The organism is Devosia sp. ZB163 (genome assembly GCF_028613635.1).
Classification (GTDB): Bacteria; Pseudomonadota; Alphaproteobacteria; order Rhizobiales; family Devosiaceae; genus Devosia_A.
The window spans coordinates 247,430-260,378 of the sequence record NZ_JAQRMY010000001.1 but is presented as its reverse complement, the minus strand read 5'-3'; the positions used below and the strand labels follow the sequence as shown (position 1 = coordinate 260,378).

The 12,949-nt window shown below is 66.8% G+C and carries 16 protein-coding genes; 10 read left to right on the top strand and 6 right to left on the bottom strand.

Annotated elements, in window-relative coordinates; all coding sequences use genetic code 11:
* Positions 1-129 precede the first annotated feature (129 nt).
* The 6 genes from ccmA to PRN20_RS01265 all read left to right on the top strand — a co-directional run bounded on the left by ccmA (position 130) and on the right by PRN20_RS01265 (position 3,392).
* The gene (gene ccmA, locus PRN20_RS01290; RefSeq protein ID WP_273955141.1) at positions 130-810 is read left to right on the top strand and encodes a heme ABC exporter ATP-binding protein CcmA; all 681 of its coding nucleotides are present in this window, start codon (positions 130-132) and stop codon (positions 808-810) included.
* On the top strand, positions 807-1,460 hold the full coding sequence (gene ccmB / locus PRN20_RS01285; RefSeq protein ID WP_273955140.1) for a heme exporter protein CcmB: 654 nt from the start codon (positions 807-809) through the stop codon (positions 1,458-1,460). Before ccmA ends, ccmB begins: the two co-directional genes overlap by 4 nt.
* Positions 1,461-1,470: 10 nt before the next feature.
* Positions 1,471-2,235 (top strand): heme ABC transporter permease, encoded by a 765-nt coding sequence (locus PRN20_RS01280; RefSeq protein ID WP_273955139.1) that lies wholly within the window; start codon positions 1,471-1,473, stop codon positions 2,233-2,235.
* Positions 2,232-2,405, top strand: a complete 174-nt coding sequence (locus PRN20_RS01275) for a heme exporter protein CcmD (protein WP_273955138.1) — start codon at positions 2,232-2,234, stop codon at positions 2,403-2,405. The genes PRN20_RS01280 and PRN20_RS01275 overlap by 4 nt, the downstream gene beginning before the upstream one ends.
* Positions 2,402-2,941, top strand: coding sequence for a DsbE family thiol:disulfide interchange protein (locus PRN20_RS01270; RefSeq protein ID WP_273955136.1), 540 nt, complete (start codon positions 2,402-2,404; stop codon positions 2,939-2,941). The genes PRN20_RS01275 and PRN20_RS01270 overlap by 4 nt, the downstream gene beginning before the upstream one ends.
* Positions 2,942-3,017: 76 nt before the next feature.
* The gene (locus PRN20_RS01265; protein ID WP_273955135.1) at positions 3,018-3,392 is read left to right on the top strand and encodes a hypothetical protein; all 375 of its coding nucleotides are present in this window, start codon (positions 3,018-3,020) and stop codon (positions 3,390-3,392) included.
* Positions 3,393-3,431: 39 nt separating this feature from the next.
* Here PRN20_RS01265 and PRN20_RS01260 read toward each other — a convergent pair whose 3' ends face one another.
* The 5 genes from PRN20_RS01260 to PRN20_RS01240 form a co-directional block, all read right to left on the bottom strand.
* Positions 3,432-4,058, bottom strand: a complete 627-nt coding sequence (locus tag PRN20_RS01260; RefSeq protein WP_273955134.1) for a septation protein A — start codon at positions 4,056-4,058, stop codon at positions 3,432-3,434.
* Entirely contained in the window at positions 4,055-5,521 is a 1,467-nt protein-coding gene (gene ftsY, locus PRN20_RS01255) for a signal recognition particle-docking protein FtsY (protein ID WP_273955133.1), read from the bottom strand. Before ftsY ends, PRN20_RS01260 begins: the two co-directional genes overlap by 4 nt.
* On the bottom strand, positions 5,521-6,786 hold the full coding sequence (mtaB, locus tag PRN20_RS01250; protein ID WP_273955132.1) for a tRNA (N(6)-L-threonylcarbamoyladenosine(37)-C(2))-methylthiotransferase MtaB: 1,266 nt from the start codon (positions 6,784-6,786) through the stop codon (positions 5,521-5,523). Before mtaB ends, ftsY begins: the two co-directional genes overlap by 1 nt.
* A gap of 1 nt (position 6,787) precedes the next feature.
* Positions 6,788-7,663 carry a diaminopimelate epimerase gene (gene dapF / locus PRN20_RS01245; protein ID WP_273955130.1) on the bottom strand — a complete coding sequence of 292 codons (876 nt, stop codon included), beginning with the start codon at positions 7,661-7,663 and terminating at the stop codon, positions 6,788-6,790.
* 267 nt (positions 7,664-7,930) lie between these two features.
* Positions 7,931-8,473 (bottom strand): DUF2087 domain-containing protein, encoded by a 543-nt coding sequence (locus tag PRN20_RS01240; RefSeq protein ID WP_273955129.1) that lies wholly within the window; start codon positions 8,471-8,473, stop codon positions 7,931-7,933.
* A 509-nt stretch (positions 8,474-8,982) separates the two neighbouring features.
* On the opposite strand from PRN20_RS01240, the gene ffh reads away from it, so the two are divergent.
* Genes ffh through trmD form a run of 4 tightly spaced genes read left to right on the top strand, consistent with a single transcriptional unit; the run spans position 8,983 to position 12,235 of the window.
* On the top strand, positions 8,983-10,587 hold the full coding sequence (ffh, locus tag PRN20_RS01235; protein ID WP_273955128.1) for a signal recognition particle protein: 1,605 nt from the start codon (positions 8,983-8,985) through the stop codon (positions 10,585-10,587).
* A 29-nt stretch (positions 10,588-10,616) separates the two neighbouring features.
* Positions 10,617-11,012: a 30S ribosomal protein S16 gene (rpsP, locus tag PRN20_RS01230; RefSeq protein WP_273955127.1), complete on the top strand. Its 396-nt coding sequence runs from the start codon at positions 10,617-10,619 to the stop codon at positions 11,010-11,012.
* Between the two features lie 3 nt (positions 11,013-11,015).
* Positions 11,016-11,558, top strand: coding sequence for a ribosome maturation factor RimM (gene rimM, locus PRN20_RS01225; RefSeq protein WP_273955126.1), 543 nt, complete (start codon positions 11,016-11,018; stop codon positions 11,556-11,558).
* On the top strand, positions 11,555-12,235 hold the full coding sequence (trmD, locus tag PRN20_RS01220) for a tRNA (guanosine(37)-N1)-methyltransferase TrmD (RefSeq protein WP_273955125.1): 681 nt from the start codon (positions 11,555-11,557) through the stop codon (positions 12,233-12,235). Before rimM ends, trmD begins: the two co-directional genes overlap by 4 nt.
* Positions 12,236-12,413: 178 nt before the next feature.
* Here trmD and PRN20_RS01215 read toward each other — a convergent pair whose 3' ends face one another.
* Entirely contained in the window at positions 12,414-12,929 is a 516-nt protein-coding gene (locus PRN20_RS01215; protein WP_273955123.1) for a copper chaperone PCu(A)C, read from the bottom strand.
* Positions 12,930-12,949: the final 20 nt, after the last annotated feature.

The window sequence follows — 12,949 nt, the reverse complement described above, 5'->3', positions numbered from 1 at the left end:
TTCACGCGCTGGTGTTGCAAGGCGCCGCCTGGTCCTGACGCGAGACCCGTGAAAGGCCCGTGGGACAAGGGGCAAAAGGTCGGTTGACTGGAAGGATTCCAATCTAGGGCTGGCTTATAGAGAAACTAAATGACGCTTGCCAGTACCGTCGTGGGTTCATTAGGCATGGCGGCCATGAACCTGCCACAGCGCGCGCCCGGGGCCCTTGTGCCCACGCATGTGACGGCGCGCGGACTCACGGTCACGCGCGGCGGCGAACGGCTGTTGTTCCGGGATCTGTCGTTCGAGGTCCCCCCGGGCGGCGTCCTGCTCCTGCGCGGGCCCAACGGGGTGGGCAAGTCGACATTGCTGATGGCGCTTGCCGGTATCGTGCGGCCCGACACCGGCACGATCGAGGGCATCGCGCGCGACGGGGTGCATATCGTCAACTACCAGAGCGGGCTGAAGCCGCGCCTGACGGTGGCCGAGAATCTCGAGTTCTGGCGGGCCGTGAACGGGCCGTCCGGGCTGCCGGTCGCGGCCGCGCTCGAGCAGGTGGGTATCGGCAAGCTCGCCGAACTCGAGGCGGGGTATCTTTCGTCGGGGCAATTGCGGCGGCTGGCGCTGGGGCGCCTGCTGGTGTCGGTGCGGCCGGTGTGGCTGCTCGACGAGCCGAGCGCTGCGCTGGACGCTGCCGGCGAGACGCTGCTTGCCCTCCTGATCGACGCGCACCGCGCGGCGGGCGGGGTGGCGATCATCGCGACCCATCACGACCTGCTGCTCGGGGACGAGGCGACGATCGAGACGCTGCTTCTTGGAGAGGCGGCATGAAGGCGTTCCAGGCGTTGATCAGCCGCGACCTCAAGCTCGCCTTCCGCGCCGGCGGCGAGGCGATGACGCTGGTGCTGTTCTTCATCATGGTAGGCGTGATCGTACCCTTCGCCATCGGTCCCGACCGGCCGCAGCTCACGCGGCTGGCTCCGGGGATCGTGTGGATCGCGGCGTTCCTGTCGATGCTGCTCGGGCTCGACCGGCTGTTCCGCAGCGACGACGAGGACGGCTCGCTCGTGCTGCTGCGCCATTCGGTGCTGCCGCTCGAAGCGGTCGTTGCCGCAAAAGTGATTGCGCATTGGCTGGTGACGGCGCTGCCGCTGCTGTTCGCAACGCCGGTGCTGGCGCTCCTGCTCTCGATGTCATGGGAGCAGTGGGGGCGGACGGTGCTCGCCCTTCTCATCGGCACGCCGGCGCTGGTCAGCTTCGGCGCGCTGGGGGCGGCGGTGACGGTGGGACTGCGGCGGGGGGGACTGATCGCGCCGGTGCTGATCCTGCCGCTCTGCATCCCGATCATGATCTTCGGCGTCGGCATGCTGGACCCCATGGCCGGAGGCGGCGCGACATTGTTCCTCATTGCCTTGAGCCTCGTCGTCACGGCCTTCTCCCCGCTGGCCGCGGCGCTTGCCTTGCGCGCGGCCGGGGAATAGAGCGAGACCCATGTCCGTCGACACTGTCAAACAGCCCAACTGGTTCAGCCGCCTGGCACATCCGGGCCAGTTCCTCAACTGGACGCGCCATGTCGTCTGGCCGCTGGCCGGAGCGACGGTCGTCGCCTTCGTCGTGGGGCTGTGGTTCGCCTTCCTAAACTCGCCCGAGGACTACCAGATGGGCGACATGGTGCGCGTCATGTACGTGCACGTGCCCAACGCCTGGCTGAGCCAGGCGGTCTATGGCGTGATGTTCTGCGCCGCCCTGGGAACGCTCGTCTGGCGTCATCCGCTGGCGGACGTCGCCAACAAGGCGGCGGCGCCGCTCGGTGCAGTGTTCACGACCCTCGCGCTCTATACCGGCGCCCTGTGGGGCCGGCCGACCTGGGGCACGTTCTGGGAGTGGGATGGGCGCATGACCTCGACGCTCGTGCTGCTGCTCATCTATCTCGGCATCATCGCGCTGTGGCGCGCCTTCGACGACCAGCTCAAGGCCGGCCGCATCGTTGCCATCGTGACGCTGGTGGGCGCCCTGAACATCCCGATCATCAAGTTCTCCGTCGACTGGTGGAATACGCTGCACCAGCCGGCAAGCGTGTTCACGGCCGAAGGCCCGCGCATGCCGGCATCGATCCTCACGCCGCTGCTGGCGATGATGCTGGCCTTCACGCTGCTCTTTGCGCTGCTGCAGATCGTTCGCATGCGGACCGAAATCCTCAGGCGCCGGGCCGATTCGCTCAGCCGGCAGGCCGCGCTCCAGGGAGGCGCCAAGTGATCGGTGACGGGATGCATGTCGAATTCATCGCCTGGGCCTATGCCGGGGTGGCGCTGCTCACCTTCGGGCTCATCGGCTATGTCGTATGGGAAGCCCGGCGTGTGAAAGAGAGGCTCGCGGCCCTCGACAAGGCCGGTATCCGTCGCCGCTCTGCAGAGACCAACAGTTGAAGCGCATCCTGCTCGCCGTCCTGCCGCTCGTCCTCCTCGTCGGGCTGGTTGCCATATTCGCGCTCAACATGAACCGCGATCCCAGCCTCGTGCGCTCGGTGCTGATCAACAAGCCGGCACCGGAGTTCGCGCTCGCCGCCGTGCCCGGAACGGGGGTCGAGGGCTTCGATACGGCGGCGCTCAAGGGCGGGGTGACGGTGGTCAACGTCTTTGCCAGCTGGTGCATTCCCTGTCGCGACGAGCATCCGCTGCTCGAGAAGCTGCGCGCCGAAACGGGCGTCCGCATCTTCGGAATCAACCAGCGAGACGCGCCGGAGAACGCCACGAAGTTCCTCAATGAGCTGGGCAACCCCTATGCGCGGATCGGCGGCGATAGCGACAACCGCGTCTCCATCGACTGGGGCGTCTACGGCGTGCCGGAAACGTTCGTCGTCAATGCTGAAGGCGTCATCACCTTCAAGCATGTGGGGCCGATCTCGGAGGAGACGCTCCGGCGCGACGTGATCCCGGCGATCGAAAAGGCACGCGCCGGCTGACGGAACCCGCCGAGCCGGGCCGCCATTCTTCTCCTCGAAGCCGCAAGCCATGCGGCGGCATAATGGAGAGGACCAGATGCAAACCGGCAGCACACTGCGTTTCGTCGAGCAAGGCATGAAGGTGTTCGATCGCGAGCACCACGAGATCGGCAAGGTCGAGTTCGTGCGCTTCGGCGACGATGACCCGGACACGCCCGAAGTCGAGGCGAGCGGGCTCAGCGACCTGCGCGATCGCGAAAGCTCGTTCATCGACGATATCGCCAGGGCCTTCCATCCCGACGATATGCCCGAGGAGATTCGCGAGCGCCTGCTGCACCAGGGGTTCGTCCGCATCGACGCCAACGGGCTGTTCGCAGCGGACCGCTACATCACCCCCGAGCAGATCGCTTCCGTATCGGATGACGGCCTGACGCTGAACGTCACCAAGGACGAACTGATCAAGCGGCACTAGCGCTCATGGGTGGGGCCGGCAAGCCGGCCCCGATTCATGTCAGGGCAGGGGATCCATCGGAGGGATGGGATCGATGGGCGCGTCCGGATCGGGCGCATACTTGGTAAGCAGCGGCAGCTGCAGCATCGAGAACACGATGGTGACGGGCATGATGCCCCACACCTTGAACGCCACCCAGAAATCGGTGTCGAACAGGCGCCACACCACCTCGTTGGCCACCGCGAGGAAGATGAAGAACAGGCCCCAGTTGATGGTCAGCGCCCGCCAGCCCTCGGGCTTGAGCTTGTAGACCTCGCCGAAGACATACTTGAGCAGCGACTGGCCGAAGAACAGCCCGCCCAGCAGCGTCAAGCCGAAGAGCGAGTTGACGATGGTCGGCTTCATCTTGATGAAGGTGTCGTCCTTGAGGACGAGCGTCAGCGTGCCGAAGATCAGGACGACGACGCCCGTCACCAGCGGCATGACGGCGATCTTCCTGAGCAGCACCCAGCTCAGCACCAGAGAGACGACCATGGCGCCCATGAACCAGGCGGTGGCCGTGAAAATGTCGTAGTTGGCGTTCGTGAAGAAGAAGATCAGCAACGGGCCGAGCTCGAGCCCGATCTTGATGATCTGCGGTTTCAGCTCCGTCCAGTTGATCTCTTCAGGCTTGGTCTGTTCGGTCATTCAGCGGTCCTTGCGATCGCGGCGGCGAAATCGCGCGCGGCGAACGGTTCCAGATTGTCGACGCCTTCCCCGACGCCGATGAAGTGCACGGGGAGGCCGAACTTCTTGGCGATGGCGACGAGGATGCCGCCGCGCGCGGTGCCGTCGAGCTTGGTCATGACCAGCCCGGTGACGCCGGCACGCTTACCGAAGATTTCGACCTGATTTAGGGCATTCTGCCCGGTCGTGGCATCGAGCGTCAGCAGGGTGGCATGCGGGGCCGAAGGGTCGACCTTCTTGATGACGCGGATGATCTTTTCGAGTTCGCCCATCAGCTCGTCGCGGTTCTGCAGGCGCCCGGCGGTGTCGATGAGGAGAACGTCGGTGCCCTCGGCCCTGGCGCGCTCGACTGCCTCGTAGGCGAGGCCCGAGGCATCGGAGCCGGCGGGCTTCTTGATCACGGGCGCACCGGTGCGGTCGCCCCAGACCTGCAGCTGCTCTATCGCGGCAGCGCGAAAAGTGTCGCCGGCGGCGAGCATCACCGACTTGCCCTCGCTGCGGAACAGGCTCGCGAGCTTGCCGATGGTGGTGGTCTTGCCGGTGCCGTTCACGCCGACCATCAGGATGACGTAGGGCTTGTGGTTGACGTCGATGCGCAGCGGCTGTGCGACGGGATCGAGCACGTTGACGATCTCGGTGGCGAGGACGTCGCGGACTTCCTCCGACGTGATATCGCGGTCGAAGCGGTCGCGGCGCAGGGCGTCGGTGACCGCGGTCGCCATGTCGACGCCGAAATCGGCCTGGATCAGGATGTCCTCGAGGTCATCGAGCATTGCCTGATCGAGCTTGCGCTTGGTGAAGACGGCAGCGATCGAGCCAGTCAGCTGGTCCGAGGAGCGCTTGAGGCCGGAAGCAAGGCGCTGCAGCCAGCCCTGCTTCTTGCCCTGAGCGGGCGATACGGGAACCGCCGGAACGGGCTCGGGTTCAGGAGCGGCTTGTTCCTCGACCTTCTCGATATAGGCCGGGGTCGCTTCGGGTGGGCCGGCGGGCGGCTCGCCCGGCGGACGGGGTGTGTGCCGCTCGATGGTCATGCCCTCTTCGTGCATGGCCTCTTCGAGCGCGATTTCCTGATCGGGCGGCAGGACGAGCGGGGCCGCTTCGACCACCTCGTCGAGGATGATGTCGGCGACGAACTCTTCATCGACCGTCGGCTCCCGCGGCGCTTCCGGCTCTGCCGGGGCTGCCAGCTCGCCGGGGCCGTTCGGCTCGATGAGCATGCCGGCCTCGTGCATGGCCTCCTCGAGCGCGATCTCCTGGTCGGGCGGGAGGACGAGGGGGGCGGCTTCGACGACGTCGTCGAGGACGATGTCGGCGGGGAGCTCTTCCTCGACCGTGGGCTCGTCGGCGGTTTCGGGCGCCGGAGCAGGCTTGTCGCCGCCGCCGAACAGGCGCTGGAAGAAGCCTTTTTTCTTTTCCTCAGCCATCAGGCAGCGGTCCTCAGTGCTTCGCCGACAAGGTTGCCGTTCTCGAAATGGGTAATGCGGGCTGACACAATCTCACCCTGCAGATGACCCGGTACTGACACCGGGATGAACTGTTCCTGACGCCCGATCCCATCCTGCTCGACCAGGACGCTCTCGACCTGCCCGATGCGTGTGGCGGCGAGCTTTTCGTACTGGGTCTCACCCAAAGCGCGCAGGCGGGCGGCACGTTCCTTCGCCACCCGCTTGTCCACCTGCGGCATGCGCGCAGCCGGGGTGCCGGGACGGGGCGAGTAGGGGAAGACGTGCAGATAGGTGAGGTCGGCCTCGGTGACGAAGCTCAGCGAGTTCTCGAACATCTCGTCGGTCTCGGTGGGGAAGCCGGCGATGATGTCGGCGCCGAAGACGATGTCGGGGCGGAGCGAACGGAGCTTGCTCACCACCTCGAGCGCGTCGGCGCGCGAGTGGCGGCGCTTCATGCGCTTGAGGATCATGTCGTCGCCCGACTGCAGCGAGAGGTGGAGGTGCGGCATCAGGCGCGGGTCGGATGCTATGGCGTCATAGAAGGCCGGGTCGGCCTCGATCGAATCGATCGACGAGATACGGAGCCGCGGCAGGTCGGGCACGTGGCGGAGGATCTGCTGGGTCAGCTTGCCGAGGGTCGGCGTGCCGGGCAGGTCCGGTCCGTAGGAGGTGATGTCGACGCCGGTGAGGACGACCTCGCGGTAGCCGTTGCCGACGAGCTTCCTGATCTGCTCGACGACGAGGCCCATCGGCACCGAGCGGCTGGGTCCGCGGCCATAGGGGATGATGCAGAAGGTGCAGCGGTGGTCGCAGCCGTTCTGGACCTGGACGAAGGCGCGGGCGCGGCCATCCATGCCCTCGATCAGGTGACCGGCGGTCTCCTTGACCGACATGATGTCGTTGACCTGCACCTTGTCGTTCAGCGGCACGCCGAAGGCCATGGGCTGGTAGCTCTCGGCCTTCATCTTGTCGGCGTTGCCGATGACGAGGTCGACCTCGGCCATGTCGCCGAAGGAGCGCGCCTCGGTCTGGGCGGCGCAGCCGGTGACGATGATCTTGCGCTCGGGGTGGTCGCGCTTGGCCCTGCGGATGGCTTGCTTGGCCTGCCGGACCGCCTCGGAGGTGACGGCGCAAGTATTGATGATGATCGTATCGGACAGGCCGGCCTTCTCGGCCTCGGCCTTCATGACCTCGGCCTCATAGGCGTTGAGGCGGCAACCGAAGGTGAGCGTCTCTACGCTCATCTCAGGCGACCTGCTGCTCGCGCGACCACGAGCCGGTAAAGGGATCGAAGCTGCCGGCGAACTCGAGCTCGGCCGGTCCGGTCAGGAGCACATGGTCGTCGGCGCGCCACTCGACGACGAGATCGCCGCCGGGGAGGGTGACGGTCGCCTTGCGGCCGGTGCGCCTGGTACGGGCGGCGTTGACGAGCGCGGCACAGGCGGCGGTGCCGCAGGCCTGGGTCAGCCCGGCGCCGCGCTCCCAGACGCGCAGGATGATGTGGTCGGGCGCGACGACCCGGGCGATCGAGATATTGGCGCGCTCGGGGAAGATCGGGTGGTTCTCGAGCAGCGGGCCGAAGCGGTCGAGCGCGTAGGACCAGACATCGTCCTCGACCCAGAAGGTCGCGTGCGGATTGCCGATCGACATCACCGCCGGCGTGTGGAGGACGGGCGCGTCGATCGGGCCGATCTGCAGCTCGATGCCGGTGGTGTCGAAAAACTCCTCGGCCAGCGGGATCTCCTGCCAGCCGAAGCGGGGCTTGCCCATGTCGACGGTGATGAGGCCGTCCTCGCGCTCGTCGCCGGTGAGGATGCCGGCGAGCGTCTCGAAGACGAAGTGCTTCTGGCCGTTCTCGGCGCTTAGCTTCTGCACCACGCAGCGCATGCCGTTGCCGCAGGCCTGGGCGAGCGAACCGTCGGAATTGATGATCTCGATGTAGTTCTGCGTGCCGGGAGTCCGGGGATCATGGATGGCCATGATCTGGTCGTACCTGGTCGCAGGGTCCGCGTTGATCGCCACTGCCGCGGCAGGCGTCACCCGGTCGGCGCGACCGCGCATGTCGGCGACGATGATCTCGTTGCCGAGCCCGTTCATCTTGAGGAATGGGGCGTTGGACATGCGCGTGACCTCGGATCGCCCCATGAAGGGCGGCTGCCGTTAGGGGGTGTATATGGCGGAAGTGGCAGGAAATTGCCAGTGGCGGGGGAGTCGCGGTCCGGTTCATCGGCGAGGGCGGTGCGGGAAACGCACCCCCCACCCTGTCCCTCCCCCGCAAAGGGGGAGGTGAGCTGCGCTCGCAAGTCTTCGTACCGCACCGGCAGATGTGTAGGTGTCTCCCTCCCCCTTGCGGGGAGGGGACAGGGGTGGGGGTCCTTTTTGCACCGGCTAGGCGGCCCGCGCCGACAGGTGCGCCAGCAGCGGCTCCAGTTCTGCCGGTGGCGCCCGCTCGATGCGGCGGTACTGGCGGCCGTCGACCGTGCGCTCGAGCATCCGGGCGTCGACCATGGCCCGGCGGATGAGGGCGTGGTCGCCGAAATCGTGCCAGTCCTGGATGAGGTCGCTGATCTCGCGCTCGGTGAAGACCGCGCCGCGCGGGACACGCGACCAGAACACCCACTGGCAGAGTGTCTGCAGGTTGAGGCGGGAGGGCCAGCTCATCAGCACGCCCTGGCCGTCGAAATAGCGCGCCGCCTTCTCGACCTGGTTGAGGTCGGCGCGCGGCACCGGTTCGGCTGCGGCGGCGAGCCGACCGGCTGTCGCGGCGTCGGCACGCAGGTGCTGGTAGTTGGCAAAGCCGGCGGCCCTCGCCAGCATGTTGAGCAGCTCGACATGGGTCGGCGTGCCCTCGTGACCGGCGAGGCTCTGGCGCAGGGTCTTGGCGAAGGGCGAAAGATCATCCACCCGCAGTGGGACAGCAGTTCGGGACATGACTCATCCTCGGTTGGTGCCGATCCGAAAGGATGTCGCGGCCGCCGGCTTGCGAACTGGCACGGGGACAAGTGCTGTCGCGACGGATGGAGGCAGGTTTAGCTCCCCTTGCGGGGCGGCGGCGCCTGGGTGAACTGCAGACCCGAGCGGGGTATAGCTTGTCCGGGTGAGGCGGGACAAGGCATGGGGGCATGGCCGGGATCGCATTGCGGCATCGCTGGGCGGTGGATGGCGGCGGCCAATGCCCCCTCGCCCTAGCTCCCGGCAGTGCCACCCTTTCCCCGACGCGGGAGGCCGGATCGGTGCGGCCTTTCCTTGACTCCGCCCCATTCCTCCTCTATTCGGCGCGCTGATCCATCAGGTCCAGACACCTGAAGGCCGACCGGGACCCGCGAAGGTATAAAGAGATCCCGGAGGCTCCCACCCGACAGCGCGATGCGCCCTCGGGTGTGTTTGGCGTTTGAGCCGGTGGACCCCACATCCCGTGCAAACGGGACAAGGATGGTGTGATGTTCGAGAGCCTTAGCGACCGGCTTGGGAAAATCTTCGACGGACTTCGCGGGCGCGGTGCGCTCGGCGAGAAGGACGTCGACGAAGCGCTGCGCGAAGTGCGCCGGGCGCTGCTCGAGGCCGACGTTTCGCTGGAAGTCGTCAAGGCTTTCGTCGAGCAGGTGCGCGACCGCGCCGTGGGCATCGAGGTCACCCGCTCGGTGACGCCGGGCCAGCAGGTCGTCAAGATCGTCCACGACGAGCTGGTCAAGGTGCTCGGCGAGACGCAGGTCCCGATCGACTTCAACACCACCCCGCCGATGACCGTGCTGATGGTGGGCCTGCAGGGCGCGGGCAAGACCACGCTCTCGGCCAAGCTCGCCAAGCGCATGAAGGAGCGGCAGGGCAAGAAGGTCCTCCTCGCCTCGCTCGACGATCGCCGCCCGGCCGCCAAGGAGCAGCTGCGGGTGCTCGGCGAGCAGATCGGCGTCGACACGCTGCCGATCCAGGCCAACGAGAAGCCGGTCGATATCGCCAAGCGCGCGCAGCGCGAGGGCAAGCTCGGCGGCTATGACGTCCTCATCCTCGATACGGCGGGTCGCACGCATATCGACGAGGAACTGATGGAGGAAACGGCGGCGGTGAAGGCCGCGACCGATCCCCACGAAATCCTCCTCGTCGCCGACGCTCTCACCGGCCAGGACGCGGTGAACCTCGCGCGCTCGTTCGACGAGCGCGTCGATATCACCGGCATCGTGCTCACCCGCGTCGACGGCGATGGCCGTGGCGGCGCGGCGCTGTCGATGCGGGCTGCGACCGGCAAGCCGATCAAGCTGATCGGCGTCGGCGAAAAGATGGATGCGCTCGAGGACTTCCATCCCTCGCGCATCGCCGACCGCATCCTCGGCATGGGCGATATCGTCAGCCTCGTCGAGAAGGCGGCGCAGAACGTCACTGCCGAAGACGCGCAGAAGATGGCGAAGAAGCTCAAGAAGGGCGTCTTCGACCTCGAGGATCTGCGCGGCCAGCTTCAGCAGATGAAGAAGATGGGCGGCATGGGTTCGCTCATGAACATGATGCCGGGCATGGGCCAGATGAAGAAGGCCATGGCCGGCGCCAATCTCGACGAGAAGATCTTCGATCGGCAGATCGCCATCATCAACTCGATGACGAAGAAGGAACGCGAGAACCCCGACCTGCTCAATGCCAAGCGGCGCATCCGCATCGCCAATGGCTCGGGTACCAAGGTCGAGGACGTCAACAAGCTGATGAAGCAGCACCGCCAGATGGCGGACATGATGAAGAAGGTATCGAAGGGCGGCATGGGCGCGCTCTCGGGCATGTTCGGCGGCAAGATGGGGGGCAAGATCCCCGGCCTCGGCAACATGCCTTCGCCTGAGAACATGGACCCGGCCGAACTCGAGCAGCTGGCGCGGCGCATGGGGATCGATCCGGCATCGATCCCGCAGCAGCAGGCAGCCCCCAAGCAGCTCACCGAAAACAAGCTGCCGACCGATGTCGGCCAGCTCCTCAAATCCGGCTCGGGACTTCCCGGGCTTGGCGGCGCGCCGCGTTTCCCAGGCCTTCCCGGCCTCGGTGGCGGCTTCGTGCCGAAGAAGAAATAACGAACGAAATCAAACTGAAGGACTGAACGATGTCTCTGAAACTCCGTCTCGCCCGCGCCGGCACCAAGAAGCGCCCCTACTACCACGTCGTCGTTGCCGACGCCCGTTCGCCGCGCGATGGCCGCTTCATCGAGAAGATCGGCACCTATGATCCCAAGCTCGCCGACAAGGAAAAGCGCGTCACCCTGATCACCGAGCGCGCCCAGCACTGGCTGAGCGTCGGTGCCCAGCCGACCGACCGCGTCGCGCGCTTCTTCGACGCCGCGGGCCTGCTGAAGCGCGAAGCGCGCAACAACCCGGAACGGGCCGTGCCGGGCAAGAAGGCCACCGAGCGTGCCGAAGCCCGCGCCCAGGCTGCTGCCGACAAGGCCGCTGCCGACGCCGCTCCGGCTCCGGCCGCCGAAGAAGCCGCCGCTTCCGAGTAAGCCGTGGCAACGGGCGACAGCGACAATCTCCTGCTCATGGGCCGCATCGGTGCGGCCCATGGGATCAAGGGCGAAGTACGCATCCAGTCCTTCACCGAGGACCCGCTGGCGCTCGTCGACTATGGCCCGCTCAAGACCAACCGACCGGGCCTCACGATCCGTATCCTCGCGGCGCGCACGACCACCAATGTGCTGGTGGCGCGCCTCGAGGGGGTGAACGACCGCAACGCGGCCGAGAAGCTGAACGGCGTCGAACTTTACGTCGACCGTTCGCTGCTGCCCAAGATCGCCGAAGAGGACGATTTCTACCACGCCGACCTGTTGGGCCTCAGGGTCCAGCTCAAGGACGGAACGGCGGTCGGCATCGTCTCGGCTGTCCCCAACTATGGGGCCGGCGACATCCTCGAAGTGCGCGACGAGCGCAGCGGGGACACTTTCCTCTATCCATTCACCAAGGCAGTGGTGCCGGAAATCCGGCTTGCCGAGGGCTATCTCGTCATCGAGCCGCCAATCGAGGCGGAGCCGGGCGAAGAGGAAGCCGATTGAGCTTTTCGGCTTCGGTCATCACGCTGTTCCCCGAACTGTTCCCCGGCCCGCTGGGCGCCTCGGTGATCGGGCGGGGAATGGCGGACGGGCTGTGGAGCCTTGAAACCACCCAGTTGCGGGACTTCGCCACCGACCGGCACCGGACGGTGGACGATACGCCGTCAGGTGGTGGTGCCGGCATGGTGCTGAAGCCCGATATCCTCGCCAGGGCCATCGACACGGTGTCGCCCGAGGGCGATGCGCGGCCGCGCATCCTGATGTCGCCGCGGGGCAAGCCGCTGACGCAGGCGCGGGTCCGCGAGCTGGCGGCGGGGCCGGGGGCGGTGATCGTCTGCGGGCGGTTCGAGGGCATCGACCAGCGGGTGATCGAGGCGCGGAACCTCGAGGAGATCTCGATCGGCGACTATGTGCTCGCCGGCGGGGAAGTCGCGGCCATGGTGCTGCTCGAGGCGGTGGTGCGGCTGATCCCCGGTGTCCTGGGGGCGGCCGAGAGCCATGCCGACGAGAGTTTCGAGAACGGGCTGCTCGAATATCCGCAGTATACGCGGCCGCAGGCGTTCGAGGGCCGCGAGATTCCGGCAGTGCTCACCTCGGGCGACCACGGCAAGGTCGCAAAGTGGCGGCGCGCCGAGAGCGAGGCTCTCACCAGGGCGCGCCGGCCGGATCTGCTGAAGTAGGGCGTGAGTTCGCGGGGGGACGCGCGCTGAGCGTGCCAGTCAACCACCCGCGGGCTTGACCCGCGGACCTATCTCTCGGCGCGCGCGGAACCATCGATGGGTCCCCGGGTCGAGCCCGGGGATGACGGAGTGTTGCTTCGCGAGCGTGGCAGGCTGCCTGCGCCGGATGCCTCCGACCTCAGTGCCCTTCGTGGCCTTCGGGCGGCGCATCTGCCGCCGTGCCACCGATGTTGAGGATGACGGGAACGTCGCCGGCCTTCTCGAACTTCAGCGTCAGTTCGAGGCACTCGCCTTCCTTGAAGGGGGTGCCGACGCCCATCAGCATGACGTGGTAGCCGCCGGGTTCGAGCGCGACGCTGCCGCCGGCGGGAATCTCCAGCCCGCCTTCGACCTGGCTCATCTTCATCATGTCACCCTCCATCTTCATCTGATGGATCTGGACGGTCTGGGCCGCTTCGGTGGCGCCGCCGAGGAGGCGGTCGGGGGCGGTGCCCTTGTTCTCGATCACGAGATAGCCGCCCGCGACCTTGGCCTGGGGCAGCATGGCGCGGGTATAGGCGCCGGTGATGGTGAGGTCGCCGGCACTGAAGGCCTGGCCGACCGGGCAGCCATCGTGGACGAGGCCGTTATGGGCGAAGGCCGGGGTGGCAAGGAGGGCGAGGCCGGCAAGGGCCGGAACGAGGATGTGCTTCATCTGTCTGATCTTTCGATTGG